Genomic DNA, 24,427 nt, shown 5'->3' with positions numbered 1-24,427 from the left:
GATTAATTAACCTCCCTGAGCGGCAGTGAAGATGAGAATGTTGTCATTGGATAGAATAGCATGACCGGTCCATTGATCTTTTGGGATGACCTGATCATTGATGGCTACAGCAATACCTGTCTGTTTATCCGGAATTTCCTGATCCAGCAATTGCTTTAATGTAAGTGAAGATAGAAGGGGTTTGGTCTGACCGTTGAGGGTAAAGTTCATATTCCTAAAGTTTAAAATGATAGATTTATACTTTAGGAATGGCTACGGTGTGTACAGGTACACAGGTCAGTCATCTACTTTTTCCTACGCTAGTATGAACTAGATCAGGTTCAAAGGGTAAGTCTCAGCCTGCTTTTGCAGACACCCCTAAAGTATTACAAACATATGGATTTTTATGAGATAAAAAAATCCATATGCATATTTTAAGTTTTAATAATTAGCTGAGCGTTTTAGCTTCGTTCCAGTAGACATCCATTTCTGCTAAGGACATTTCCTGTAATTTCTGTTTGTTTTCAGCTGCTTTTTCTTCCAGGTAAGTAAAGCGTTTGATGAACTTTTTGTTTGTCCGTTCCAATGCATTTTCCGGATTGATACCCACGTGGCGGGCATAATTGATCAGTGAAAATAGTAAATCTCCGAATTCGCCTTCAGCTTTTTCAGCATCAATAGCTTCTCCGTTATCGATATTGAATTCGGCTTTAAATTCGGCCAGTTCTTCTTCAACTTTTTCCCAGACTTGTTTTTTATCCTCCCAGTCAAAGCCTACACCTCTCACTTTATCCTGTATACGATACGCTTTTACCAATGCAGGCAGTCCCTTGGGTACACCAGAGAGTACCGATGTATTACCTTCTTTTAATTTGATCGCTTCCCAGTTAGATTTCACCTGCTCGTCATCTTCTACATTTATATCTCCATAGATATGCGGATGGCGGTTAATCAATTTGTCACAGACAACATTGAGCACATCCACCAGTGTAAATCTGTTTTGTTCTTCTGCTATACGGGCATAGAATACGAGATGCATCATGACATCTCCCAATTCCTTTTTGATTTCGGGGTAATCTTTATCCAGAATAGCATCAGTAAGTTCGTACATTTCTTCAATGGTAAGGTGTCTCAGAGACTCCATTGTCTGTTTCTTATCCCAGGGGCATTCAACCCTTAATGTATAGAGAACATCCAGTAAACGTTGGAAGGCCGTAGCAGGACTGTGTTGCGGAGCAGGAGGAATATGTGCCATAGACTAAAAATATAGTCTAAAGTTACGGATATTGTTGGGGAGAGTAATAAAGATTGTAGAATTTTAAAGGTATTAAACAAACAAATATGCGGTATAGAAAGTTATTATGAAGGTGTTTTTTGATAATTGTCAATGTTTACAGCGCCATATTTCCCGAAGTTTGTTCCCGTTATTACACAATGAATATTCTGTATGACCATTTCTAATTTGTTAAAAAAGATTACACCATTTGCCAAACCGTATAAAAATCTTATTGTTTATACGCTCATACTGACTGTTATCGGTTCTTTTGCGGCCCAGGTTAATGCTTTTATTCTTAAATATACAGTAGACTCTATCAGCAATCTGCTGGTTGCTAAACAGCCTTTGTCCAAAGGGCTTTATCTGCTCACCGTTATTTCAATTATTTTATTATTAAAGGAGATCATTTATTCCTGCGTGCAGTTCGGACAGAAATTTTATGGTGAAAAGCTGAGAATCTATATTGCAAGGGATTTTGCCCAACTGATTGTGGAGAAGATACTCAGCTATCGTATGGCTTTTTATACTTCCTCCAAAAATGAATCAGGTAAGTTGCAGACACGGATAGATTCCGGAATCAGCAGCCTGACACGTCTGGTTCAGAATTTCTTTATTGATATATTGCCTTTATTTGCAAATGCTATCGTGGCTCTTGCCTGTATGTTTGCTGCTAATTTCTATGTCGGACTGGTCGGGCTATTGATCGTACCGATTTATTTTTACGTTAGTCAGGTGCAGGCTAACCGTTTGAGTGGTTTTCGGCGTAATATGCGCAGATACCGGGAGAATAAGAGTAATCAGATTATCAACCTGATTGATTCAATTAATGTTATCAAGTCGTTTGTCAGAGAGCGGCTAGAGGCAGACCGTCATGAAAAGATTCAGTATGAAATGACAGAAAATCAGATGGCAACCCGAAAAACGAGCTTTTTATTTGATAGTATCAAGAGCTTTATAGAACAGATCGGAATCGTGATTGTTATTATTCTGACGTCTTATTTTGTATTAGACGGACAGATGACCCTTGGAGCCATTATGTTTCATGTGATGCTATTCAACAATGTGTCTGCGCCGATCAGACAATTACACCGTATTTATGATGAGGTAAATGATGCATTGATCTATTCGGAAAGTTTCTTTGAAATTCTTGAATCTGATGAAGAAATTGAGCAGTCCGGTAAATATCGTCCTGCACGTATCAAGGGTTTGATAGAACTTAAAAATGTATCCTTTGAATACCCTAACGGTACAAAAGCGCTGAAAGGGATAGATATGACTATCCGGCCTAATGACATTACAGCTCTTGTGGGGTTGAGTGGCGCTGGCAAAAGTACGGTTATCAATCTGATGGATAAATTTTATGAGCCATCCTCAGGTCAGATTTTACTGGATGGTGTGGATCTGGCTGAATATGATACCGCTTTTCTTCGTGAGAATATTGGCCTGGTCTTGCAACGCAATCATATTTTTAAAGGATCGGTTGCAGAGAATATCCGCTATGGTAAACCTGATGCTACTATGGAAGAAGTGGTGTATGCTGCAAAACAGGCGTATATTCATGATCAGGTACTGGAGTTGCCGGATGGATATGAATCAGAGGCGCACCTGATGTCTGGAGGACAGCAGCAAAGGATAGCTATTGCCCGTCTCTTTCTCAAAAATCCGCCAATTATTTTTCTGGATGAACCGACAGCTAATCTGGATGCTATTGCTACTGAACAGATAAAAAACAGTCTGGATGCTATAAAAGTGGGGCGCACAGTGATTATTGTGTCTCATAGTATTTCGCAGATTATAGATGCCTCTCACATTATCGTGATGGAGAAAGGACAGGTCATGGAAGATGGGACGCATGAGGAGCTGTATGAACTAAAAGGAACGTATTATAAAATCTTTATGGCAATGGCAAATAGTCTGAATATCGACAAAATAACAAACTCTATACGGGAATAGATTGTTATATAATACAGAGAGCAGAATGAACTGTTCAGAATAAATAAAGTAATATATGATACCATCACATAGAGAAATAGCTGAATCATTTTCGTCTCTTGATTTTGATCTTGTCCTTCCTCATTTGTCAGATTACGTAGAATGGCATATCAGTGAAAAGGAAGTATTAAAAGGAAAGGCTGCTTTAGTGGCTTACAGTAAAGAGTTGAAGGCTTCAGATACCACAGGTCAGGTTACTTTGGATATTATTAATATTATTGAAGATGATAATAATGTCGTTATTCAGGCGAAAGTAGCTTTTGGTAATGAAGAAACGGGAGAGAAGGTAAGGCAGATCTGTACGGTTTATGACTTTGATGATCTGGACCATTTGCATGTAATCCGAACGTATACTATGACAGAAAAATAGGATAGAAGATTTTTATCATGATCTCTCTTCTTATGGAAAGAGAGATCATGATAAAGGTTTCTCTGAATGGGTTACCCTTCGAGTTCCATAATTTCTTCGGCCAGCTCTTCCCAGTTTTTCTGTAACTGGTTTAACAAGGCTTTTTCAGAATTGTATCTGCGGGTATGATCCTGAAGTTTGACAGCATCAGAATAGATTTCTTCTTTTGCTATTTCATTCTCTAGAAATCTGACCTCATTCTCTTTTGCTGAAATCTCTTGTTCAAGTGTTGCTAATTCTTTATTCTTTTTGCTGATAATTTTAAATTTATCTTCTGTAGGAGCAGGTTTCGCCTTTTTTGGTTGTTCTGCTACTACTTTCTTTTCAGGCTTTTTCTCAGCCGGATTCAGGATGCGCTTGGCATTCCATTCTTCATATTCCTGATAAGTACCCGGATATTCTTTGATTTCTTTGTCTTCAATAAACCAGATTTTATTGGCTACATGATCCAGGAAATAACGGTCGTGGGATACCACAATGAGTGTACCTTCATATTGTTGTAATGCCTGTATCAGAATATTGACCGATTGCATATCCAGGTGATTGGTCGGCTCATCCAGTACTAAGAAATTGGCATCAGCAGTCAGGGCTTTGGCGAGTGCTACACGTGACTTTTCTCCTCCTGAAAGCACCTTGATTTTTTTGAACGCATCATCACCTGAAAACAGGAAACATCCCAGTATGGAGCGCAGCTCAGTTTCGGTATGTTTCGGTGCAAACGCCTGCATCTCTGCAATAATGGAGTTTTCCAGATGTAGAGCCTCTAATTGATGCTGTGCAAAGAATGTTTGTGAAACATTGTGACCTTTTGTACTGGTTCCGGTATATTCATGATCTGCGTCGGCTACTATACGAAGCAGAGTCGATTTCCCTTTACCATTGGCTCCGATAAGCGCAATTTTATCACCCTTTTCTATAAGTCCGTCCGTATTTTTCAGGATTTCCAGATTCGGGTACGATTTACTTATATTTTCAAGAGTGACCACATGGCGCCCGGATGGTTTGGAAAATTTAAACTGAAAGTTGACTGTAGGATTGTCATCATCCACATCATCAATTTTTTCCATTCTATCGAGTGCTTTAATACGGGACTGTGCCATCTTCGCTTTCGATGCTTTGGCTCTGAAGCGCTCAATGAGGCGTTCTTCCTGTTTGATTTTTGCCTGCTGGTTTTTGAATTGATTAGACTGAATCTCACTGCGCAGTGCTTTTTCTTCCAGATAGAAGCTGTAATTTCCGGCATAAAGAGTCAATTTTCCTTTACGGGATTCTACGGTTTTTTTGATAATACGATCCAGGAAGTACCTGTCGTGCGAAACGATGACGATAGCGCCTTCAAATGCCTGCAGATAGTTTTCTAACCACTTGATGGAAGGTAAATCCATGTGGTTGGTAGGCTCATCTAATAACAGTATATCAGGTGTCTGCAACAGGATCCTCGCCAGCATGACACGCATGCGCCATCCTCCGGAGAAGGTTGCTAAGGGTCTCTTCTGCTCATCTTCTGAAAATCCCAGACCCGCCAGTATTTCATGTGCACGGAATTCGATATTGTAACCGTCCAGTGCTTCGAACTCCATCTGCTTATCACTGAGTTTATTCAGGATCTCGTCTGAATAATCGGTTTCTAATTTTTGTAGAAGATTTTCTATTTCTGTATGAAGCTGGTTTTGGCGCTCGAAAGCCTCCATTGCCACATGTAAAATACTTTTATCAGAATGGTATGACAATAAATCCTGGTTTAAATAACCAATCTTTAAGTCTTTGGCCATAGAAATTGTACCGGAAGTCGGTGTGTACTGTCCGACGATGAGGCGTAATAAAGTTGATTTACCGGTACCGTTGGCTCCGATCAGACCTACTTTGTCGCCTGGTTTGATGTGCCAACTGGCCTCGTCGTATAATGCCCGGGAGCCAATTTCAAATGTTAAGTTATTTATAGATATCATTTCAGGTGCAAAAATAGTGAAATTTATGCTTCTTTCTCTACCTTTGCAAAATGTACAAACTGATCAAACCATTTTTCTTCTCCATGAATCCTGAATCTGCCCATCACACCGTAACGGGAGGATTGCAGACGTTCACGAAAATATGGGGAGCCAAATCCTTATTGAAATCTATTTATACAGTAGAGGACAAACGCCTGGAACGTGAAGTATTCGGATTGAAATTTAAAAATCCGGTCGGTCTGGCGGCAGGTTTTGACAAAAATGGAGAATATATTGATGAAATGGTCAACTTTGGTTTCGGTTTTATAGAAATCGGTACCGTTACACCCAGACCTCAGCCCGGCAATGATAAGCCGCGTATGTTTCGATTGGTATCTGATAAAGCACTTATAAACCGTATGGGCTTCAACAATCAGGGGGCAGATGTTGCTGCCGGCAGATTGAGGCACCTCAAACAACGCGGTAATATTATTATCGGCGGGAATATCGGTAAGAATAAAGTAACTCCGAATGAAGATGCTGTGCTGGATTATATTTACTGTTTCAAAGCCCTGTTTGACTATGTAGATTACTTTGTGGTGAATGTCAGTTCGCCGAATACACCCGGACTGCGTGATCTGCAGGAGAAGGAGCCGTTGATGAATATTCTGCGTCAGTTGATGGATATCAATAATAAAGATGGAGTTTCCAAACCTATTCTTCTGAAGATTGCTCCGGATCTTACGGATAGTCAGCTGGACGATATTGTGGAGATTGTACAGGAAACTAAAATTGCAGGTGTTATTGCGACAAATACTACTATATCGAGAGATGGATTACAAAGTGACCCGAATCTGGTCAAAGAAACCGGAGGAGTGAGCGGAAAGCCGCTGACAAACCGTTCTACGGAGGTCATCAGATACCTTGCTGATAAATCCGGCCGTTCCTTTCCGATAATAGGGGTAGGGGGCATACATTCGGCTCAGGACGCGATTGAGAAACTGGATGCCGGAGCCAGTCTGATACAGGTGTATACCGGATTTATATATGAAGGGCCGGGATTGATCTCTGATATCTGTAAGGGAATACTCAAAGCCGGGAAGTAAGAATATTTTCTTATATAGTTGGAGAGAATTCTTCTGCGTCAGTTGGCGTCCTCGCCAACTGTATAGAGGAAGTCGTTTTTGTATTGGCTATATAACCTCTCTCCCGATAAATCGGGATCTCTCCTTGAAAAGGAGAGAAAGGGTAGACCTAAAAAATGCTGACTATAAACAAAGAAAGTCCCGAATTATTCGGGACTTTCTTTGTTTATAGCAACCGTTGCTTAGTCTAAAGCATCGATTTTTGCCTGCACTTCTTTACTTTTTGCTTCATCCTGAATGAAGTCATAGTAACTTTTCAGGTATTTCAACGAATCTACATTTTTAGGCTCTAATTCTACCAGTTTCAACAAGTAAGGTAAAGCTGGTTTTAGTTTGTCCTTAGCAGCAGCTACAGCAGCGTTGTACTCTGCCGGTTTCAATGAACGGTCATTGTTAGCTTTGTTGATGTCTTCTCTAACCAGGTTCATGATCGTAACAGCAGCATTTGTATTTGCTTCAAAATAGTTAGGATCTAATTCGATCGCTTTTTTGTAAGCTTCCAATGCTTTGTCTGTCTCTTTCGTAGCACTGCGTGCTATACCCAGATAGTAGTATAATGTTTTGTTTGTCGGATCTTTTGCCAGTTGGCTTTCGATATCTGTAACAATTTTCTGCTCATTTCCTGCAATCAGGTTAAGTTCGATATTCTGAACAGCAGCTGCATTGTCTGTAGGATATTCTTTAGCTGCGATACTTGCATACTCTAATGCACTTGCTGTATCCAATGCAGAAAGATAAAGTTTAGGAAGATCCACTAATACACTCTTGTGGTTTGAAAAAGTTTTTTCCGGGATCAGCAATTTATATTTATCAATTGCACTTTTGTAATCTTTATTCTGAATGGCAGCAAGACCTGAATAATACGTTAATGTTGTATCACCCGGAAGGTATACCAACCCTTTGTCAAATGCTTTGTAAGCGGTCTGGAAGTCTTGTTTTTCCCAGGCTGCAACTCCTTGATTGAAGTTGTACTGGCCTAAGATCTGAGTGGCTACCTTAATGTTATCGGCATTTTTCTTATCGGTATCTAATTCAGTAGCTTTTTTGATTCCTTCTTCTGCTTTTTGAGCATCTTCAGAAGAATTATTCATGGAAGCATAGTTTGCATTTACTAAAGCGTAGTATGTCCAGGTTTCTGCCAGATCTTTTGTTTTTTCATGAGCAATAGCTTCGTTTATCGCCTCAGAAGCTGTTTTTAAATTAGATTCTCCTAATTTAGCTTGTCCAGCACCTTTCAGTTCTTCAAATTTAGCAATTGCCGCTTTTGCTTTTTTTAAGTTTCCCGTTTGTGCAAAAACAAATGTTCCTGCAGATAACAGTACGGATAAAACTATTGTTCTTTTAATGTTCATGTTTAATTATTTGTAAGTTGGTTCAATAATAAATTGACACGGTCCAATTGTGTCATATCATCAGCAGCTTCGTAATATAAAGCCAATGATTTTAATGCATTAATTGCATAAGGTTTTATCTCATTTGCTTTTAAAAGATAGTTCTGCGCATTATACTGAGCTTCATTATTATCTTTATTTGCTAAGAAATCCTTCAGATAAATCAATCCTAAACCCAGATTGGCTTCATAGTTATTTTTATCCAGACGGATCACTTTTTCATAATAATCCTTCGCTTTGGCGATATTGTTGATAGATTCATTTGCATATCCTGCCAGATAATTCATTTCAATATTCTCCGGTTCGTATGATAATGCTTCATCAATTACCGGGACAATAGCATCATAGGATTTATTATTTGAATATACCTGAATCAATTCAAACAGTATTTCTTTACTTTTCGGGAATTGTTGTCTTCCCTGACTCAAAACGTCTAAAGTGGCCTGTTTCTTATCCTGAGTGGTATAAACATTTGCAAGTTGCAGGTAATCGTTTGGCGTTACTTTGTCAGACTGTATAATTCCTTCATACAATTCAGCGGCTTTAGCATAGTCTTTGTTTTGTACTGCCAATACAGCCAGATTGCTGGCTACAGCGGCATTATCAGCACTTAATTCGTCTACACGTTCGTAATAGGAATATGCCTCTTTGTATTTTTTGTCGTTAAGAGCTTTGTTTGCTTTGAAAATAAGTGCAGATACCAGATTCTGTTTTACATAGCTGATTTCTGTTCTGAATTCATCATTTCCTCCCTTTTTATCGATCAGTTTGAGTGATGCCTGTGCTATATCAATCGGGTCTGAAGGATACTTCTGTTTGCGAAGAGAATCGGTTACGGCATATGAACTATATACCAGGGCCCGTAATATATTATTTTTGACCTGCGAAGAATCTCTTTTATTAGCAAAAGCAGCATCCGCAAATTTGCGTGCATTATCCAGATTTTTGATATCTCCGGTTTTGGTATATAAGGCAAAACTGTTGTTGCCTTCCTTTATATTGGATTGGGCAACAACAGTTAAGCTTAATGAGGTAAATATTAATAAAGCTATTAAAACTTTCTTCATCATGATATTTTATTCTTCAGTGGTATCGATGTTTGTATTTTCACTGTCTTCTCCTTCTGTTTCGATATCTGTGATTTCTTCATCTTCTTCTCTTTCTACTTTTGTGATAGAAGCGATTTCATCGTTATCTTTCAGATTGATCAGTCGAACACCCTGGGTAGCTCTACCCATTACTCTTAAGTCTGCTACACCTATACGAATCACGATTCCTGATTTATTGATAATCATCAGATCTTCGCTGTCGGTGACATCTTTAATTGCAACAAGTTCACCTGTTTTGTCCGTGACATTGATGGTTTTGACACCTTTACCACCACGGTTGGTTACCCTGTAATCTTCGATATCTGTACGTTTACCATATCCTTTTTCAGAAACGACAAGCACAGTTACTTCCGGATTATTAACACTAATCATGCCAACAACCTCGTCTTTTTCATGTGCAAGGGTGATTCCTCTTACACCTGTAGCTGTTCTTCCCATAGGTCTTACTGTCGATTCGTTGAATCTGATCGCTCTTCCTGAACGCAGTGCCATTACTATTTCGCTGCTTCCGTCGGTCAGACATGCTTCGATGAGTTGGTCACCTTCATTGATATTGATTGCGTTGATACCGTTAGCACGAGGGCGGGAATATGCTTCAAGAGATGTTTTCTTGATTGTACCCTTTTTGGTACACATAATAATGAAGTTATTCTCTAAATATTCCTGATCTTTCAGATTGATTACTTTGATGTAAGCTTTGATTTTTTCATCTTTCGGAATATTGATGATGTTTTGTAAAGCACGTCCTCTGGAAGTTCTGCTTCCTTCAGGTATCTCAAAGGCTCTCAGCCAGAAACAGCGTCCAGCTTCAGTAAAGAATAACATATAATTATGCGCTGAAGCGGTAATGATATGTTCTGTAAAATCTTCTTCTCGGGTGTTTGTTCCGATAGAACCGCGACCACCGCGACCTTGTCTTTTGTATTCGGATAACGGAGTACGTTTTACATAACTGTTATGCGAGATGGTAATGACGATTTCTTCATCATCGATAAAGTCTTCCATGCGCATATCTTCTGCAGAATGCACAATGATAGAGCGACGCTCATCCCCGTATTTATCTTTGATCTCTAAAAGTTCGTCTTTGATGATTTTCATACGAAGACCTTCATCAGAAAGGACTTCTTTTAAGTATTCTATGGTCTTCATCAATTCATTGTATTCTTCTTTAATCTTATCGCGTTCCAGTCCTGTAAGACGACGTAATGTCATGTCCAGGATAGCACGTGCCTGAAGATCTGAAAGGGCAAAGCGTTCCATCAAACCTGTACGGGCATCTTCCGGGGTTTCGGAAGCACGTATCAATTTGATAACCTCATCCAGATGATCCAGTGCGATCAGGTATCCTTCCAGGATATGGGCACGTTTCTCTGCTTCGGCAAGTTCAAATTTGGTTCTGCGAATTACGACCTCGTGACGGTGTTCCACGAATTCGTGGATCATGTCTTTCAGGTTCATCATCATCGGTCTTCCTTTTACAAGAGCGATATTGTTTACTGAAAATGAGGTTTGTAGAGCTGTGTATTTGTATAGATTGTTTAATACGACGTTAGCATTTGCATCACGTTTGATATCATACACGACACGGAAACCTTCTCTGTCTGATTCGTCTCTGATCTCAGAAATACCTTCAATCTTTTTCTCATTGACCAGTTCGGCAGTCCGCTTGATCATATCAGCTTTATTTACCTGATACGGGATCTCGGTAACGATGATACACTCTCGTCCGGATTTCGTTGTTTCGATCTCCGCTTTGGCCCGCATTACTACGCGTCCGCGTCCTGTTTCGCAAGCTTCTTTGACACCGTTGTAACCATAGATAATACCTCCGGTAGGAAAGTCGGGACCTTTTATGTACTGCATCAATTCGGATATCTCAATTTCCCGGTTATCGATGAAGGCTATTGTTCCGTCTACCACCTCTGAAAGATTATGAGGAGCCATATTGGTCGCCATACCTACAGCAATACCGGAGGCACCGTTGACCAGAAGATTAGGAATACGGGTAGGAAGTACCGTTGGTTCTTCCAAAGAGTCGTCAAAGTTTAATTTGAAATCAACAGTATCCTTGTTGATGTCAGACAGCATTTCTTCAGCAATCTTTTTCAATCTTGCTTCCGTGTAACGCATCGCTGCCGGAGGATCTCCGTCAATCGATCCGTAGTTACCTTGTCCGTCTACTAATGGGTAGCGCATGCTCCAGTCCTGAGCCAGACGTACCATCGCATCGTATACAGAAGAGTCACCATGTGGGTGATACTTACCGAGGACGTCACCGACGATACGGGCAGATTTCTTGTAAGGCTTGCCACTGGTAACTCCCAGGTCCAGCATGCCGTATAGCACACGCCTATGAACAGGTTTAAGACCATCCCGTGCATCAGGAAGTGCACGGGAAACAATTACTGACATCGAATAATCGATGTAAGCAGCTTTCATCTGGTCCTCAATATTAATAGGGATTATTCGGCCGTTAGCCGATAAATTGTTTTCGTTTTCTGTTTCTTCAGCCATATTAAGTTGGGTTCGATAAAACTAATGCATTATCGTAGTTAAACTAATAACATACGCAGGCGAAGATACGAAAAAAATACCTATTTTGAGAAGCTTTCAGGGCGTTAAATTTTAGGTTGGCAGGCTTTAATTTTTGTAGCAAAAGTCCTCTTCTGAAAGGCAAGGATTTTTATATTCCAAGCTCCCTGCCAATTAATAATATGAGTACGTTTGCTTCCTGTCATTTGGAGATGTACAGCGTATACTAAAAAAATGTTTTATTATATTTTTATTGTTGATGTAAGATATTTATATTTCTCATTATAAGTATTTTATGATTTTACATTTCAGGGGATTACGAACTGACGTTTTATACCTTGAATTGTTTCGACAAGGGCTCGGGAGAGTAATTTTAAATTATCCTAAGGTTTCTTCTAAGAATACAGGGACAGACAGGAAATGGAAATTTCGGAATTATAATTTTGCTCCTCATTCTTTACTCTCTGAGAGGTAAGATTATGCATGCTGATTTATCTTAGATTTTCTATGCTTTTTACTTCAGCATTATAGCCGTTCAATGCATCTTTTTTAATGACAATTACTATGTTGGCCAAAGATTGTTTTCCTGTGCGGCGAATGTGCAGGATGAGTTGATCTCCTTTGGTGTTGATTTCTGTAATTACATCGTGTGCAATAGCGTTAGCCATTAATTCTAAATAAGGATATTCAGATTGGTAGATATCATTGTTTATCAGTTTTAATAATCCTTTGTAATTATCTCCGGAGTTCGAAAATAACAACGGAGTGTGCAGGTCACAGCTAACGGATGTATCTGAAAGTGCATTATAATTTTCAAGACGTACAAAGCTGTATTTATCTTTTTCTATCTGAATCTCTTTAGGTGCTTCATCAGAGGTAGCAGAATAGATATATTTTCCACTGATGATGGACTGTTCGTCCTGAACTTGTATCCTCACATAAGAATATTTGTTGCATATACTCGTATCAGTAAGGGAAAGAGGGTAAAACTGTTCGCTGATTCCCGAAATTTTCACAAGTTTACCTTCGGCACTGATCGTGTCTGTAGCCTGTAAGCTATCATTTAGTAAAGCTACCTGATCTCCGATAATGAATCCTTCTGTTTCCATGTTCCGATAACTGAGTGGCAAACTCAGGGCAGAGTTTGTTTCTGAAGAATCCTGTATCGAAAGACTATAACTTTTACTATTGTTCTGGCAGGAAGTAAGGCTAACACATAGGATACATATGGTTATTGCCGCTAAATGGTACAGAGTCTTAGTCATAAAAATGTATAATTGTCTTCAAAAAGTAAAAAAATGCCTTAGCAAATTTGCTAAAATTCAGTTGCTTTATGTGTTATATGCAAAAAATATACCTGTTTTTATAAAAAGTGCTGCTTCTATTTTACAGATTTATAGTTTATTGTGTGGAAATCATTGTGTTTTAGGCGAATAAGTGTTTATCTTTGTAATATCTGTTCCGGTATTTATTGAGTTCTCTTTTGCTAAAGTAGGTTTGTTATAAATTAATGAAAATTTAAACTCTGCTTTATAATTACAAAACAATAGATACGTTAATTCGTTTTATCAATATAAAGCTTTCACTCTTTTAAAAAAATTAGCTATGATTTTCAAACGTGTAAATTACCAGATTTTGAGTGAATTAAAAGCCAAAGGTTTTAATTTATTAGTATCGGATCATTCTACTTCCGATCAGACACCTATTTATTTTCCGCTAAAGGTTGAAAATGTTCAGAGTTACGTTCTCAAACATTTTGATCGTGCAAGTCAAAAACTTGACCGTGCTGGTGAGAAACTTTGCAAAATCAAATTGATGTTGCTCATTGACGAAGTGCTTATGACATATGACAAGGAGCATGTTTGCGGTGTTATACAATTAGAATAATTCCAGTTTTAGTTTTCAATATAATAGGTTCAATCTAATAAGCCGCATATAATATATTGCGTTTGAATGAATAAAGCGCAGGATATCTTTTTGTGTGTGATGCGATCTTTTCTTTATAAGCCCTTATAAAATCTTCTTTTACTTCCGGATCTATTCTTTCGAGATAGGGAATTAATGTAGATCCTGCAATAAACTGGTACAGATCGTCCGGAGATTGTGCAATTATAGGGTATACTTTCTGCATGACTTCTTGTTTTTTACTTCCGCTCTCAAATAATAATTGCGCATAATCATCTATACGGAGTACGGGAGATTCTTTTTTCCAATAATTCAGTGCTTTAGCGTAAGGTTCTTCCTGCGCAAGTTCCAGGATCAATATATTCAGAATGTTGTCATTCTGTGCGGGAATCTGTATAGCCAATTGTCCGCCCGGATTAATACGTCTTATAATGGCTGGAAGCAATGACTCATGATCCGGAATCCATTGCAGTACAGCATTCGAAAAGATAAGGTCCCATTTTTCATCTCTATCCAGTTGTTCCTGAATATCTCTCTGCAAAAATATGGTTTTGTCGTTTGCAAAAGGGGATGTCTGTGACAGCATTTCGGGCGAAGCATCTATTCCGGTGACTAAAGCATCTTCAAGATAATCAGATAGTTTTCGGGTGAGTTCGCCGGTTCCGCACCCCAGATCTATTGCCTGTATACCTTTTTTCTTTTCAATAGGAGTTATCAGATCATAAAAGGGTGCGAAACGTTCTTTTTTGAATATAATGTATTGTTCAGGATTCCAGCGCATAACTTTTAATTTTTGTTAATTTACTTTTTTGAATGCCAGGTCATGGAAGTCGTAACTAAAGTCTGTAAGCGGAGAAATAGCATTCATTTTAAATCCCTGCAACTTTTGCTGGTTTATGTCCAAATGTAAAAAAGCATCTGCATGGAAGTATCTGTTGTTCCACTTGACGACATATTTATGGTCTTTATAGAAGAAAAGCTCCCCTGTTAACTGCGGCGAACGTTTTACGGCGAACATAAGTTTGCCGTTTTCTTTGTAAATGTTGACTTCTCCCAGCCAGTTATCAACAAATTTACCCATCAACATGTTTTTGTATGGATTGGAATTTTTGTTTTTTTCTATTGTTTGCCAGACCTCTTCCGTTATTTTATCTGCTGAAGAGGTACTTGCTGCTATACTGGACTGATAAGTAGCGACCCAGTCTTTACGTGGTAATCCCAGATAGAAATCTTTGATTGTATTGGATATGGACATGAAAGCTGCTCCTTCCTGTTGATTGGTGAGTACTATTATTCCGAGCTTCAACTGTGGAAGCATGACAATCTGAGTGACTATTCCTTCCAGTCCGCCGGTATGCGATACTTCGAGTTTGCCGGCTACATCGGTGAGTCTGAATCCTAACCCATAAGCTCTGAACAAGGAATTGTAAGGAGGGACGGTGGTTACAGGCATAAGTGTCTGTGGAGTGCTGAGTTCGGCAAGCTGTTCTTTACGAATCAGCTGTTTACCTTCAGCATCGCCTTTATTTAATTGAAAAAGTACCCATTTGCTGAGATCTTCTACATTTGAATAGATTCCTCCGGCCGCATCTACTGTCGTACCGCTGTATCTTTTAATGACCTTAAGCTTACCTTCTATGGGCACATGTGGATCAATAGAATTGTCTTTGCTGTTTAGCAACTGCCAGTTGGGTGCGGAGTGATCCATATGCAGAGGTGTCAGTATGCGTTGCTGTATAAAAGATGCCCACGAAAGTCCTGAAACCTTTTCAATCACTACACCTGCGATTACATACAATAAATTGTCATAATCGTATTTAGTTCTGAAATCAGAAACGGGCCTGAGGTACTGCATATTCCGGATAATATCTTCCGGAGTAAAATCGTTTCCATCGGGCCATATCATCAGATCTCCGGCTCCCAGACCGAGTCCGCTTCTGTGTGTCAGTAAGTCACGGATTGTGAAATTTTCAGAGACATAATCGTTGTAAAGTTTAAACTCGGGGATATAGGTACGGACCTGATCATCCCACTTGATCTTCCCCTGATCTACAAGCATAGCCAATGCTGTAGCTGTGAAAGCCTTGGAATTGGATGCTATGCCGAAGTTGGTCAACGGGTCGACAGCTTTTCCGGTATTGATACTGGATACACCGTATCCCTTTTGAAGGATGACTTTTCCGTCTTTTACAATACCTACAGCTATCCCGGGTACATTGAATGTTTTTCTCACATGTTCCACCAGTTCATCCACTTTGCTTTCTTCGATCTGCTGTCCATAAGTGGAGTGTAAGCTGCATAGACCAAAAATAACAGCCAGATATATTCTTTTCAGGTTTCCAGGGTATATCTTATGCATATATCAGTACTTTATTGCGATGTTATATTATAATTGAAGCATATTTTTAAGGGCAGGAATATCTTCTGCGATGTAAGTTGCTCCGGCATGACTGAGTTCTTCCTGATCTCCAAAACCATATAAAACTCCTACAGAGTCCAGACCTGTATTTTTTGCACCTATTATATCATGCTTCCGATCTCCGATCATCAGTGTTTCTGTCAGGTTCTGAATGTTGTTTTCCTGCAACACATATTCGATAACATGGGTTTTGGTGGGTCTGGAGTCGTCCAGTTCGCTGCCGCCGACAAATTCGAAGTATTGATCTAAATGGAAATGATTCAGTATCTGTGTAGCAAATACTGTGGGTTTGGAAGTGGCAAGATAAAGTTTGTATCCTTTCGAACGGGCTGATGCCAGGAGTTCCGGTATACCTTCAAACAGTATATTTTCAAAAAGACCTTTGTCTGCAAATCTTTCTCTGTATTTAGCGACACCTTCATCGGCCTTCTGCTCATCAAAATGATATATTTCTATTAAAGATTGCTTGAGGGGAGGACCAATGAGAGGCTTTAAAGTGTTCAGATCTGTTGTCTCAATATCAAAGTGTTCAAGGGCATATGCAATTGATTTGGTAATGCCTTCAAAAGGATCTGTCAGTGTACCATCCAGGTCGAAAAGCAAATTGCGGTATTGTTTCATACATGTCAATATAACATAAAAGTGTGAATATATGATACGCAGATCGGTTAAATTTTAATAATGGAATTGTCATCTAATTGTTTTGTTAGAATTGCAGTCCTGCATTAAGTTAATTATCACGCTGACAAAAATTGATAATCTTATTGGAGGATGATGTTGAAGAAAGGAGCAAAATTGATTAGTTTAGCGGCTGAAGCAAACATAAACTATGCAGGATTATTCTAAAAAAGGTAAATGGCCTATTGTTTTTATTGTAAAAGTTGTCGTATGGCTGGCATTGATCTTATCTTTTCCTCTTCTTCAGGATGTATACAACAGGAGTGCCTATCTTTCTCAGATTGCATATGCATTGAATACTTTTCTGACCGCAAGTGTTTTATTTTCAGTAGGCCGCTTTGTGATGATCGCCTTATATACGCGCAGAACCGAACGTCAGAGTGTACGTGGTAATTTTGTACTGGGTATCAACAGAGTGACTGCTGTGTTGAATTCAATATTTGCAATTATTGCACTGATGCTTGCTTTTGGTATCAATCCTGTAGGATTTGTGACAAGTATGACTATCGTTGCGATGGCTATCGCTGTCACATTCAGAGAGTATATTACCAATATGATCAGTGGTCTTATTCTCATGTTTTCTGATCAGTTTTCGATCGGAGATCGCATTAAGGTGGGGGAGTATCATGGCAAGATCGTGGATATTACGCTTGCTAATATTGTGGTGAAGAATGATGAAGATGATATTGTGCTGATTCCGAATAATGCTGCTTTTACAGAGAAAATCGTTAACAAGTCTGTCAACCAGTCGAATAAGTTGTCTGTCAAATTTGAACTTCCCTTATATGCTGCTGCAAATATGGAGGAACTGGAAGAGAAGTTGAAAAAATTGCTTATACATCATCCGGATGTACACTGGACAGATGATGTGGCGCTCAAAGTCGTCAATATCGGCAAAGACTATGTGCAATATAAAATTGAATTCAATGCCTTGAACAGCACTAATAAACTGCACCGGCAACTGGAAAATGAAGTATTGACGCTTATCTTAAAACAGCAAAGGGAGCATTAAATTTTTCTGATTTTTACTTTTCTGACGAAGTGGTGATTTCCTTTTTCAAGGATCAGATCTGCGCGGTTGCGCGTAGGGAGGATATTTTCTATCAGATTGGGTCTGTTGATTTCATTCCAGATATCAGTGGCCATTTTGGTGCTTTCCTCCTGATCCATGCTGGCATATCTGTGAAAAAATGATTTGGGATCCTGAAAGGCAGTGGCTCTTAGCGATTCAAACCGATCTATATACCATTCCATAATATCTTTTTCCTTGGCATCTACGTATATGGAGTAATCAAAAAAGTCGGAGACAAAGACTCCTGTACGCTGTGAATTGACCTGTAAAACGTTGATTCCTTCTACAATCAGGATGTCGGGTCCGTCGATGACAATCTTTTCGGCAAGAACATCATAGGCAAGATGGGAGTATACCGGAACTTTTATATTGGATTCTCCGGATTTCATATCCGAAAGAAATGTCAGCAAACCTTTGGTATCATAACTTTCCGGAAATCCTTTTCTGTTCATAATCCCTCTTTCCTGTAGTATCCTGTTTGGATAAAGAAATCCGTCTGTTGTTACCAGATCTACTTTAGGTTTACCCGGCAGCAGCGAAAGCACTTTTTGCAATACACGGGCTGTGGTGCTCTTACCTACTGCGACTGATCCTGCTATACCGATAATAAAGGGTAATTTTTTATTGTTAGCCTGAAAAAAACTGTTGGTATCGTGATGTAATATTTTGGAATGTTGAATGTGTATATCCAGCAGATGTGCTAAGGGGAAATATACTTCCTCAATTTCTTCCATTGTCAATGGCTCATTCAGCGCGCGTAAATGTTGAATATCGCTATCTGAGATACTGTGTGAAAAGTGGCCGTTAAGCTGTTTCCATTCTTCACGGGAGAGCTTTTGAAAAGGACTATTGACTGAATTTGGATTTGACATCAGTATATATCGATACTTGTGAGGTGCAAATATAAAATGTTCTTTAAAATATTAATGTAAAATAATTAAAGCATATTGGAGTCGATCACAATCGGATTGGATAATATTTTGTGTACAGGACACCTGTCTGCAATAATTGCTAATCTTTTTTTCTGATCGTCATCGAGATTGCCTTCAAATGAAATATGGCACTTGATATAGGTGGTTTGCTGCTGCACACTTCTCTTCACTTCTGAAGAAAGTCGGATGATTACTTTATCCAGCTCCCATTTTTTCTGATCTGCATACATCCGGACTGTAATAGCTTTACAGGAACCTAAGGATGACAGTAAAAGTTGTGTAGGTGCTAACCCTTTATCCTGCCCGCCAACTTCTGCCGGCTCATCTACAATGATCGTATTTACATTATCTGTAATTGTTGTCTTGTATTTTTCCTGTTCTATTGTAACGATAATTTCTCTGCTCATAGGGTCAATGTAACGTCTGTATCTGTACTCGTATTAGTCTATATCTTCCAATAATCCTTCAATAATAAGTGCACCAGTGGCCGGATTGGTAGCTAAAGGTACATTGTAGAGGTCGCATATACGCATCAGCATTTGTATATCCGGTTCATGGGGATGTTTACCCAGCGGATCTCTGAAAAATATAATACCGTTGACCAGGCCTTCTGCCGCCATTGCTGCAATCTGTGCATCACCTCCTTTAGGGCCGCTTAATTTGAGTTCTACCGGTAATCCGGTCTGTTGTACATAGGAGCCTGTAGTGCCTGTTGCGACAAGATGTGCGTGTCTCAGGGACTCAATATGGTCTTTGACAAAGGCTACCATTTCGGCTTTTTTCCCGTCGTGAGCAATCAGAGCTATTGTTTTTTTCATCTATATTTTTAAAGTTAACCAAAGAAAATATATGCTATTATAATGGCAGCTATCAATCCTACGGCATCGGCAATCAGGCCGCAGGTAAGGGCGTGACGCGTATTTTTAATACCTACAGATCCAAAATAGACCGCCAGTACATAAAATGTGGTCTCTGAAGAACCTTGTATTACGCTTGCTAATCTTCCCTGAAATGAGTCTGCACCATATGTTGTCATGACATCGACCATGAGTCCTCTGGCTCCGCCACCACTCAGCGTTTTCATCAAACCTACTGGTAAAGCGGGAACAAACCGGGTGTCAAAGCCCATGGCTGCAAAAGCAGAACCAATACCATTGACAATATAATCCATACAGCCTGTCGTACGGAATGCGGATATAGCTACGAGTATAGCAATCAGAAATGGAATAATCATTACGGAAGTCTGAAAGCCTTCTTTTGCACCGTCTATAAAGGCATCATATACATTTATCTTTTTTGCTGCTCCATAAGCGATGAACAGGACAATAATAGAAAAGATGAGTAAGCCTCCGATAAGGCCTGTGATCTTCTCAATTTGCTCTGGCGGAAGGCCATTTAGACCAAAATACAGAGCGGTCATGAGACCGGCAAAAATACCCAGAAAAATCAGTATAGGTAGTTTAAAGAGATTGATCTTCTGAAAGAAAGCAACGGAGATCATCCCTGCAATAAAAGAAATAAAGGTACCTATTAACGAAGGAATAAAGATATCAGCCGGATTGGCTGCTCCGTTGGCAAGGCGCAATGCTATAACAGAAGTCGGTATCAACGCGATTCCGGCTGTATTAAGCACCAGAAACATAATCTGTGCATTGGTCGCTGTGTCTTTCTGTGGATTAAGTTCCTGCAGTTCTTTCATCGCTTTCAGTCCTACAGGAGTGGCCGCATTGTCCAGTCCCAGCATATTGGCGGAGAAATTCATAATGATAGAACCGTTTGCGGGATGATTTTTGGGTACTCCCGGAAATAGTTTGCTAAAGAAGGGATTTACGCCTTTTGCAAATAAGCTTATCATACCGGCCTTTTCGCCTACTTTCATAATCCCCAGCCAGAACGTCATCATACCTACAAGTCCGAGTGAAATTTCGGCTCCTGTCTTGGCACTGTCAAACATGCCATTGATAACCTGAGAGAATATTTCGGTATCACCGAGGAAGAGTAATCTGCATAGCGCAACAATAAATGCAATGATAAAGAAGGCTATCCATACGTAGTTTAAGGCCATATTGTTTATTTGATAGCGTAAAAGTAGTGTTTTAGTCCTTATTCTTCAAAAAGTTCCAGGCAGATTTGCGATTTCTGGATTTTCGGTCGGCAATAAGATCAACTACGATGTTGTCTATGAGAGCTTCATTCTCACTTATCATACGGTCAGCAAGTGACTCTAATTTCTGAATATTACTTTTGGTTGCTGCGTCCAGTGAAGATTCTACCGACAATAAGTTATTTGGTTCTATCCTAATGTAGTTTTGGGTACGCTTTACAGACCTGAAAAGCTGTCGAAGGAAATAATCTGTGCTCTCTGATGAGCTGCTTGTCATGATATCGACAAGAGCAGGTCCGATGGAAATAGCCCATTTTTTCTTGAAATCTTCATAATTGTAAGCATTCCGGGCTGCTCCTGTACCCAATGACAGAATAGATATGTCTGTTATCTTGAACGTATTGAAGTTTTTTAATACTTCAAGTAAGGCTGAAATTGAAGGGTTTTGAGCAAATACTCCACCATCCAGAAGCGGATAACGAATATTAGCTAACGAAAATATTTCAGCAACCGAAAAGTAGGTGGGTGCTGCGGCAGTAGCCCGGCATACATCCCGAAGATAAAAATCACGTGACTCACCGTGGCTGATTGCTTTTTGTTGTCTGAAGAAATGATTTTTCCGCAACTCAATATTATAAGCTGTGATAATACAGGGTTTGATGAGCTGGCTCAGTTTGGTATCTCCGAAATAATCCATGAGTACACTTTCGAATATCTTTGCATCATAGAGTTCACTCAGGACACCGAATTTACTTAAAAATCTTCTCCAGCGTGTGGTGGAGAAAATCTGTGGTCCATGATCCAGATAAATGTTGAGCGCCTCACGGGTGGTGAAACGGGGACGATTGGGATTGTCTTCACTGGGACATAATAACAATGCTGTGAGAATACCTCCTGTACTGGTCCCGGCAAAAAAATCAAAAAAATCCGAGATATGGATATTCGGATCATTGGTGGCTATTTTAAGTTTATCTTCAAGATTGACCAGCAGAAGACCGGGTATAATACCACGGATTCCACCGCCATCTATGGAAAGTATTCTTTTCATTATATTTGGATTGTCAAAGTGAAAATATTCAATTTTATTGAAAAAAAAGTAATTCCTGAGTCACAAAGTATGTGCTATAAAAGTATTCTTTGTATTTCGGAAAAATATCTTAGTTTCGGGTATGAAAGATCCGCTACAATTAAAGGAAAATCTTGTTAAGCATATCAAACAGGCTACTGACAGACGACTGCTGGAAATTGATACAGCGCTGGTGCAGGCTCAGGAATCAGCTAATGATGATACGAAGAGTAGTGCAGGGGATAAGTATGAAACTTCGCGTGAGATGATTCAGCAGGATATTAACAGATTGCAGCAGCAACGTGCGGAAGTAATACGCGAACTGGATATTATCAATAAGATCGAACCGGAAGGGGCTGAAGTTGGTAAATTGGGTGCGCTGGTCGTGACAGACAGATTTACATATTTTGTGGCAACCAGTCTTGGGCAACTTGTCATCGATGGGGATAAATATGCTGTTGTCTCGGCCCAATCACCAATAGGTAAACAATTGATTGGTAAGGGAAAAGGTTAGGATTTTGAATTTAATGGTATTCGTCAGACAATTAAAGGAATATATTAAGATCTTATATTCCTTACAAACAAATTGAAATTATAGTTGTTAGTATCATAGTCTTTTGGGGTATGAACCTGTATAAGATGTAAAGGTTGAATATAAGAAAACTGTTAAATTAAAAAATTATGAATGTAAAAAGATTTATTCCCGTTTTATTCATGGCAGGACTTCTGACTATGAGTATGATTTCGTGTAAATCCAAGATCTCGGATGCGGATCTGAAAACGAAGGTTGAAACTGCTGTAAGCGGTAATCCGGATGTACTGGTGGATGTGAAAGATGGTGTTGTCACACTGTCCGGTACAGTGGCTACTGAACAAGAGAAAATCAGTCTGGAGACTGCTGCAAAATCTGCAGAAAAAGGTGTTAAATCTGTCGTCAATAACATTGTTGTAGAGGCTGCTCCGGTATTGCCTACTCCTGTAGACGATACATTAGTCAAGAATGTTGCAGATGTCATGAAGGACTTTCCTGCTTTATCGGCAAATGTGAAAGATGGGGTCATTCAGGTGACAGGAACAATCGAACAGGCGCGTATCAAAACATTGAAACAAGCGTTGGATAATCTGAATCCTAAAAAAGTAGATCTTTCGGGATTATCGGTTAAATAATTATTTTAAAGAAGCATTAACATGGCATTACAAGATAAATACAGAGCATTATTAGATACTGCTCAGGCATCAGGAATAAATGATTTGCAATTTGCTGAACAGGACGGTGTACTTCGTATAGCAGGAACAGCTCCGACAGCGGAAGTGAAAAATAAACTTTGGGATATTTACGGACAGATTGATCCTAATTTTCTGACAGGAGATGTCGTGATGAATGTAGATGTAGCTACAGAAGTACCTGGAAGCGAAGTACGTGTAATTACTGAAAACAGTAATCTGAATATTCGTAAAGGGCCCGGTACGGATCAGCCTATTGTAGGTAAAGCTGCAAAGGGAGAAATCATCACGCTGATCAGCAAGGCAAACGATCAGTGGTGGCTGGTGCGCACAAAAGATAATGAAGAAGGATATTGCTATGCGCAGTATCTGGAGTCTGTGTAATTTTCTACATAGCATATAAAAAGCCGGATCATTGATCCGGCTTTTTTAGTATAAGCCCGGTACTTATGAAAGTGTAGTTTTTAAACTGAGTTATAGCAGTTGGCGGGGACGCCAACTGACTTGAGAGGGAGTCTATGCTCCGGCTTATGATAGTTGAGCTGCCGCGTTTGCTGGTGTCCTCACCAGCAATGAAGTTGTTATCTATGTGCAGTGGCTAAGAGTTAGCGGGGACGCCAACTGACTTGAGAGGGAGTCTATGCTCCGGTTTTCGATATATAAGTCTTCGTTTGCTGGTGTCTTCACCAGCAAAATAGAATGTTACTTATTCTTTGTAATGCGTTAAAAAATCAAATGGGCTTTCTTGAGATTCATAGAATGACGAAGATGACCAATAATAGTTTTCAGGTGAATCGCATAATTTCCAATGTTTTTGAATAGGATTATTGTGCATGTATATCAACTTTTCTTCGATGAATGGTTCACTCCAACACTCCTTGACCATATGATTTTTTTGCCAAAACTGAAATAAACGATCCTTAGCATTGACTTTATACGCTGACAGTTCCTGATTATTCAATTGCTTTTTAAATTCATGAGCAGTATAATTTAACAAAGCACCTTGTACGGAATTCCTTTCCACATCATCTTCTATTTTCCATAATAAATGAATGTGATTTGGCATAATAACAAAGCCATATATCTTACATCTTTTATTTTTCACCAACCATCTTAAGCTCTCTATAATAATTGATTTATGTTTATCAATTAATAAATTTTGCCATTTAAAAATAGTTGCAGTGAAAAATTCGATATGATAGCTTTTTACCATTTCTGAATTTAAGATTTATTATTTTGTTTTCATAATGTTATAAATAGACAGTT

Annotated in this window: 24 protein-coding genes and 1 riboswitch; of the genes, 8 read left to right on the top strand and 16 right to left on the bottom strand. The window is 39.2% G+C overall.

Going from position 1 to position 24,427, the window contains the following annotated elements:
- Positions 1-6 precede the first annotated feature (6 nt).
- Positions 7-210 carry a sulfur carrier protein ThiS gene (thiS, locus tag I6J03_RS00765; protein ID WP_003007327.1) on the bottom strand — a complete coding sequence of 68 codons (204 nt, stop codon included), beginning with the start codon at positions 208-210 and terminating at the stop codon, positions 7-9.
- A gap of 64 nt (positions 211-274) precedes the next feature.
- Positions 275-369, bottom strand: a riboswitch (TPP riboswitch).
- A gap of 58 nt (positions 370-427) precedes the next feature.
- Positions 428-1,234, bottom strand: a complete 807-nt coding sequence (gene mazG / locus I6J03_RS00760; RefSeq protein ID WP_003007325.1) for a nucleoside triphosphate pyrophosphohydrolase — start codon at positions 1,232-1,234, stop codon at positions 428-430.
- A 192-nt stretch (positions 1,235-1,426) separates the two neighbouring features.
- On the opposite strand from mazG, the gene I6J03_RS00755 reads away from it, so the two are divergent.
- Complete coding sequence (locus I6J03_RS00755; RefSeq protein WP_003007323.1) at positions 1,427-3,208, top strand: ABC transporter ATP-binding protein; 1,782 nt, start codon at positions 1,427-1,429, stop codon at positions 3,206-3,208.
- 55 nt (positions 3,209-3,263) lie between these two features.
- On the top strand, positions 3,264-3,617 hold the full coding sequence (locus I6J03_RS00750; protein ID WP_003007321.1) for a nuclear transport factor 2 family protein: 354 nt from the start codon (positions 3,264-3,266) through the stop codon (positions 3,615-3,617).
- 71 nt (positions 3,618-3,688) lie between these two features.
- Here I6J03_RS00750 and I6J03_RS00745 read toward each other — a convergent pair whose 3' ends face one another.
- Positions 3,689-5,605: an ABC-F family ATP-binding cassette domain-containing protein gene (locus I6J03_RS00745; protein ID WP_201694071.1), complete on the bottom strand. Its 1,917-nt coding sequence runs from the start codon at positions 5,603-5,605 to the stop codon at positions 3,689-3,691.
- A 50-nt stretch (positions 5,606-5,655) separates the two neighbouring features.
- Here I6J03_RS00745 and I6J03_RS00740 point away from each other — a divergent pair, with 50 nt between their 5' ends.
- Complete coding sequence (locus tag I6J03_RS00740; RefSeq protein ID WP_003007317.1) at positions 5,656-6,690, top strand: quinone-dependent dihydroorotate dehydrogenase; 1,035 nt, start codon at positions 5,656-5,658, stop codon at positions 6,688-6,690.
- Positions 6,691-6,911: 221 nt separating this feature from the next.
- Here the strand turns inward: I6J03_RS00740 and I6J03_RS00735 are convergent, their stop codons facing one another.
- From I6J03_RS00735 to I6J03_RS00720, 4 genes are all read right to left on the bottom strand, one after another.
- Positions 6,912-8,081, bottom strand: coding sequence for a tetratricopeptide repeat protein (locus I6J03_RS00735; protein WP_201694069.1), 1,170 nt, complete (start codon positions 8,079-8,081; stop codon positions 6,912-6,914).
- Between the two features lie 2 nt (positions 8,082-8,083).
- Positions 8,084-9,190, bottom strand: a complete 1,107-nt coding sequence (locus I6J03_RS00730) for a tetratricopeptide repeat protein (RefSeq protein WP_003007313.1) — start codon at positions 9,188-9,190, stop codon at positions 8,084-8,086.
- Positions 9,191-9,196: 6 nt separating this feature from the next.
- Positions 9,197-11,743, bottom strand: coding sequence for a DNA gyrase subunit A (gene gyrA, locus I6J03_RS00725; RefSeq protein ID WP_003007310.1), 2,547 nt, complete (start codon positions 11,741-11,743; stop codon positions 9,197-9,199).
- 509 nt (positions 11,744-12,252) lie between these two features.
- Entirely contained in the window at positions 12,253-12,870 is a 618-nt protein-coding gene (locus I6J03_RS00720) for a hypothetical protein (RefSeq protein ID WP_003007306.1), read from the bottom strand.
- 496 nt (positions 12,871-13,366) lie between these two features.
- Between I6J03_RS00720 and I6J03_RS00715 the strand changes: the two genes are divergently transcribed.
- The gene (locus tag I6J03_RS00715; RefSeq protein WP_003007299.1) at positions 13,367-13,648 is read left to right on the top strand and encodes a hypothetical protein; all 282 of its coding nucleotides are present in this window, start codon (positions 13,367-13,369) and stop codon (positions 13,646-13,648) included.
- A gap of 34 nt (positions 13,649-13,682) precedes the next feature.
- Here the strand turns inward: I6J03_RS00715 and I6J03_RS00710 are convergent, their stop codons facing one another.
- The 3 genes from I6J03_RS00710 to I6J03_RS00700 are packed head-to-tail and all read right to left on the bottom strand — an operon-like array spanning position 13,683 to position 16,706.
- Positions 13,683-14,447: a methyltransferase domain-containing protein gene (locus I6J03_RS00710; RefSeq protein ID WP_003007298.1), complete on the bottom strand. Its 765-nt coding sequence runs from the start codon at positions 14,445-14,447 to the stop codon at positions 13,683-13,685.
- A 15-nt stretch (positions 14,448-14,462) separates the two neighbouring features.
- A complete protein-coding gene (locus tag I6J03_RS00705) occupies positions 14,463-16,025 on the bottom strand; it encodes a serine hydrolase domain-containing protein (RefSeq protein ID WP_003007295.1) in 1,563 nt (520 codons plus the stop codon).
- A gap of 27 nt (positions 16,026-16,052) precedes the next feature.
- Positions 16,053-16,706: an HAD family hydrolase gene (locus I6J03_RS00700; RefSeq protein WP_003007292.1), complete on the bottom strand. Its 654-nt coding sequence runs from the start codon at positions 16,704-16,706 to the stop codon at positions 16,053-16,055.
- 208 nt (positions 16,707-16,914) lie between these two features.
- On the opposite strand from I6J03_RS00700, the gene I6J03_RS00695 reads away from it, so the two are divergent.
- Entirely contained in the window at positions 16,915-17,775 is an 861-nt protein-coding gene (locus I6J03_RS00695) for a mechanosensitive ion channel family protein (protein ID WP_003007290.1), read from the top strand.
- Here the strand turns inward: I6J03_RS00695 and coaA are convergent.
- The 5 genes from coaA to I6J03_RS00670 all read right to left on the bottom strand — a co-directional run bounded on the left by coaA (position 17,772) and on the right by I6J03_RS00670 (position 21,919).
- Positions 17,772-18,707, bottom strand: a complete 936-nt coding sequence (gene coaA, locus I6J03_RS00690) for a type I pantothenate kinase (protein ID WP_003007289.1) — start codon at positions 18,705-18,707, stop codon at positions 17,772-17,774. The genes I6J03_RS00695 and coaA overlap by 4 nt on opposite strands.
- Before the next feature lie 65 nt (positions 18,708-18,772).
- Positions 18,773-19,174, bottom strand: coding sequence for an OsmC family protein (locus tag I6J03_RS00685; RefSeq protein WP_003007287.1), 402 nt, complete (start codon positions 19,172-19,174; stop codon positions 18,773-18,775).
- Between the two features lie 33 nt (positions 19,175-19,207).
- A complete protein-coding gene (locus I6J03_RS00680) occupies positions 19,208-19,585 on the bottom strand; it encodes a methylglyoxal synthase (RefSeq protein WP_003007285.1) in 378 nt (125 codons plus the stop codon).
- Positions 19,586-19,599: 14 nt separating this feature from the next.
- Complete coding sequence (locus I6J03_RS00675) at positions 19,600-20,832, bottom strand: nucleoside recognition domain-containing protein (protein ID WP_002994226.1); 1,233 nt, start codon at positions 20,830-20,832, stop codon at positions 19,600-19,602.
- A gap of 31 nt (positions 20,833-20,863) precedes the next feature.
- Complete coding sequence (locus I6J03_RS00670) at positions 20,864-21,919, bottom strand: patatin-like phospholipase family protein (RefSeq protein WP_003007283.1); 1,056 nt, start codon at positions 21,917-21,919, stop codon at positions 20,864-20,866.
- Between the two features lie 121 nt (positions 21,920-22,040).
- On the opposite strand from I6J03_RS00670, the gene I6J03_RS00665 reads away from it, so the two are divergent.
- The 3 genes from I6J03_RS00665 (at position 22,041) to I6J03_RS00655 (ending at position 23,545) form a co-directional block, all read left to right on the top strand.
- Complete coding sequence (locus I6J03_RS00665) at positions 22,041-22,451, top strand: hypothetical protein (protein WP_003007281.1); 411 nt, start codon at positions 22,041-22,043, stop codon at positions 22,449-22,451.
- A 167-nt stretch (positions 22,452-22,618) separates the two neighbouring features.
- On the top strand, positions 22,619-23,104 hold the full coding sequence (locus I6J03_RS00660) for a BON domain-containing protein (RefSeq protein WP_002994232.1): 486 nt from the start codon (positions 22,619-22,621) through the stop codon (positions 23,102-23,104).
- A 21-nt stretch (positions 23,105-23,125) separates the two neighbouring features.
- Positions 23,126-23,545: an SH3 domain-containing protein gene (locus I6J03_RS00655; protein WP_002994233.1), complete on the top strand. Its 420-nt coding sequence runs from the start codon at positions 23,126-23,128 to the stop codon at positions 23,543-23,545.
- Between the two features lie 322 nt (positions 23,546-23,867).
- Here I6J03_RS00655 and I6J03_RS00650 read toward each other — a convergent pair whose 3' ends face one another.
- Positions 23,868-24,374 (bottom strand): transposase, encoded by a 507-nt coding sequence (locus I6J03_RS00650; protein ID WP_003013262.1) that lies wholly within the window; start codon positions 24,372-24,374, stop codon positions 23,868-23,870.
- Positions 24,375-24,427 lie beyond the last annotated feature (53 nt).

The organism is Sphingobacterium spiritivorum (assembly GCF_016724845.1).
Classification (GTDB): Bacteria; Bacteroidota; Bacteroidia; order Sphingobacteriales; family Sphingobacteriaceae; genus Sphingobacterium; species Sphingobacterium spiritivorum_A.
Note: the sequence above shows the minus strand (reverse complement) of the source record. Positions and strands in the feature narration are given on the sequence as shown.

Excerpts from the sequence above, each read along its gene's own strand:
- I6J03_RS00670 (WP_003007283.1), bottom strand. The coding sequence starts at position 21,919 with ATGAAAAGAATACTTTCCATAGATGGCGGTGGAATCCGTGGTATTATA.
- I6J03_RS00685 (WP_003007287.1), bottom strand. The coding sequence starts at position 19,174 with ATGAGCAGAGAAATTATCGTTACAATAGAACAGGAAAAATACAAGACA.
- I6J03_RS00755 (WP_003007323.1), top strand. The coding sequence starts at position 1,427 with ATGACCATTTCTAATTTGTTAAAAAAGATTACACCATTTGCCAAACCG.
- I6J03_RS00745 (WP_201694071.1), bottom strand. The coding sequence starts at position 5,605 with ATGATATCTATAAATAACTTAACATTTGAAATTGGCTCCCGGGCATTA.
- I6J03_RS00735 (WP_201694069.1), bottom strand. The coding sequence starts at position 8,081 with ATGAACATTAAAAGAACAATAGTTTTATCCGTACTGTTATCTGCAGGA.
- I6J03_RS00710 (WP_003007298.1), bottom strand. The coding sequence starts at position 14,447 with ATGCGCTGGAATCCTGAACAATACATTATATTCAAAAAAGAACGTTTC.
- I6J03_RS00700 (WP_003007292.1), bottom strand. The coding sequence starts at position 16,706 with ATGAAACAATACCGCAATTTGCTTTTCGACCTGGATGGTACACTGACA.
- thiS (WP_003007327.1), bottom strand. The coding sequence starts at position 210 with ATGAACTTTACCCTCAACGGTCAGACCAAACCCCTTCTATCTTCACTT.
- I6J03_RS00730 (WP_003007313.1), bottom strand. The coding sequence starts at position 9,190 with ATGATGAAGAAAGTTTTAATAGCTTTATTAATATTTACCTCATTAAGC.
- I6J03_RS00750 (WP_003007321.1), top strand. The coding sequence starts at position 3,264 with ATGATACCATCACATAGAGAAATAGCTGAATCATTTTCGTCTCTTGAT.
- I6J03_RS00665 (WP_003007281.1), top strand. The coding sequence starts at position 22,041 with ATGAAAGATCCGCTACAATTAAAGGAAAATCTTGTTAAGCATATCAAA.
- I6J03_RS00680 (WP_003007285.1), bottom strand. The coding sequence starts at position 19,585 with ATGAAAAAAACAATAGCTCTGATTGCTCACGACGGGAAAAAAGCCGAA.
- mazG (WP_003007325.1), bottom strand. The coding sequence starts at position 1,234 with ATGGCACATATTCCTCCTGCTCCGCAACACAGTCCTGCTACGGCCTTC.
- I6J03_RS00715 (WP_003007299.1), top strand. The coding sequence starts at position 13,367 with ATGATTTTCAAACGTGTAAATTACCAGATTTTGAGTGAATTAAAAGCC.
- I6J03_RS00720 (WP_003007306.1), bottom strand. The coding sequence starts at position 12,870 with ATGGAAACAGAAGGATTCATTATCGGAGATCAGGTAGCTTTACTAAAT.
- I6J03_RS00660 (WP_002994232.1), top strand. The coding sequence starts at position 22,619 with ATGAATGTAAAAAGATTTATTCCCGTTTTATTCATGGCAGGACTTCTG.
- I6J03_RS00705 (WP_003007295.1), bottom strand. The coding sequence starts at position 16,025 with ATGCATAAGATATACCCTGGAAACCTGAAAAGAATATATCTGGCTGTT.
- I6J03_RS00675 (WP_002994226.1), bottom strand. The coding sequence starts at position 20,832 with ATGGCCTTAAACTACGTATGGATAGCCTTCTTTATCATTGCATTTATT.
- coaA (WP_003007289.1), bottom strand. The coding sequence starts at position 18,707 with ATGTCAAATCCAAATTCAGTCAATAGTCCTTTTCAAAAGCTCTCCCGT.
- I6J03_RS00655 (WP_002994233.1), top strand. The coding sequence starts at position 23,126 with ATGGCATTACAAGATAAATACAGAGCATTATTAGATACTGCTCAGGCA.
- I6J03_RS00740 (WP_003007317.1), top strand. The coding sequence starts at position 5,656 with ATGTACAAACTGATCAAACCATTTTTCTTCTCCATGAATCCTGAATCT.
- I6J03_RS00695 (WP_003007290.1), top strand. The coding sequence starts at position 16,915 with ATGCAGGATTATTCTAAAAAAGGTAAATGGCCTATTGTTTTTATTGTA.
- I6J03_RS00650 (WP_003013262.1), bottom strand. The coding sequence starts at position 24,374 with ATGGTAAAAAGCTATCATATCGAATTTTTCACTGCAACTATTTTTAAA.
- gyrA (WP_003007310.1), bottom strand. The coding sequence starts at position 11,743 with ATGGCTGAAGAAACAGAAAACGAAAACAATTTATCGGCTAACGGCCGA.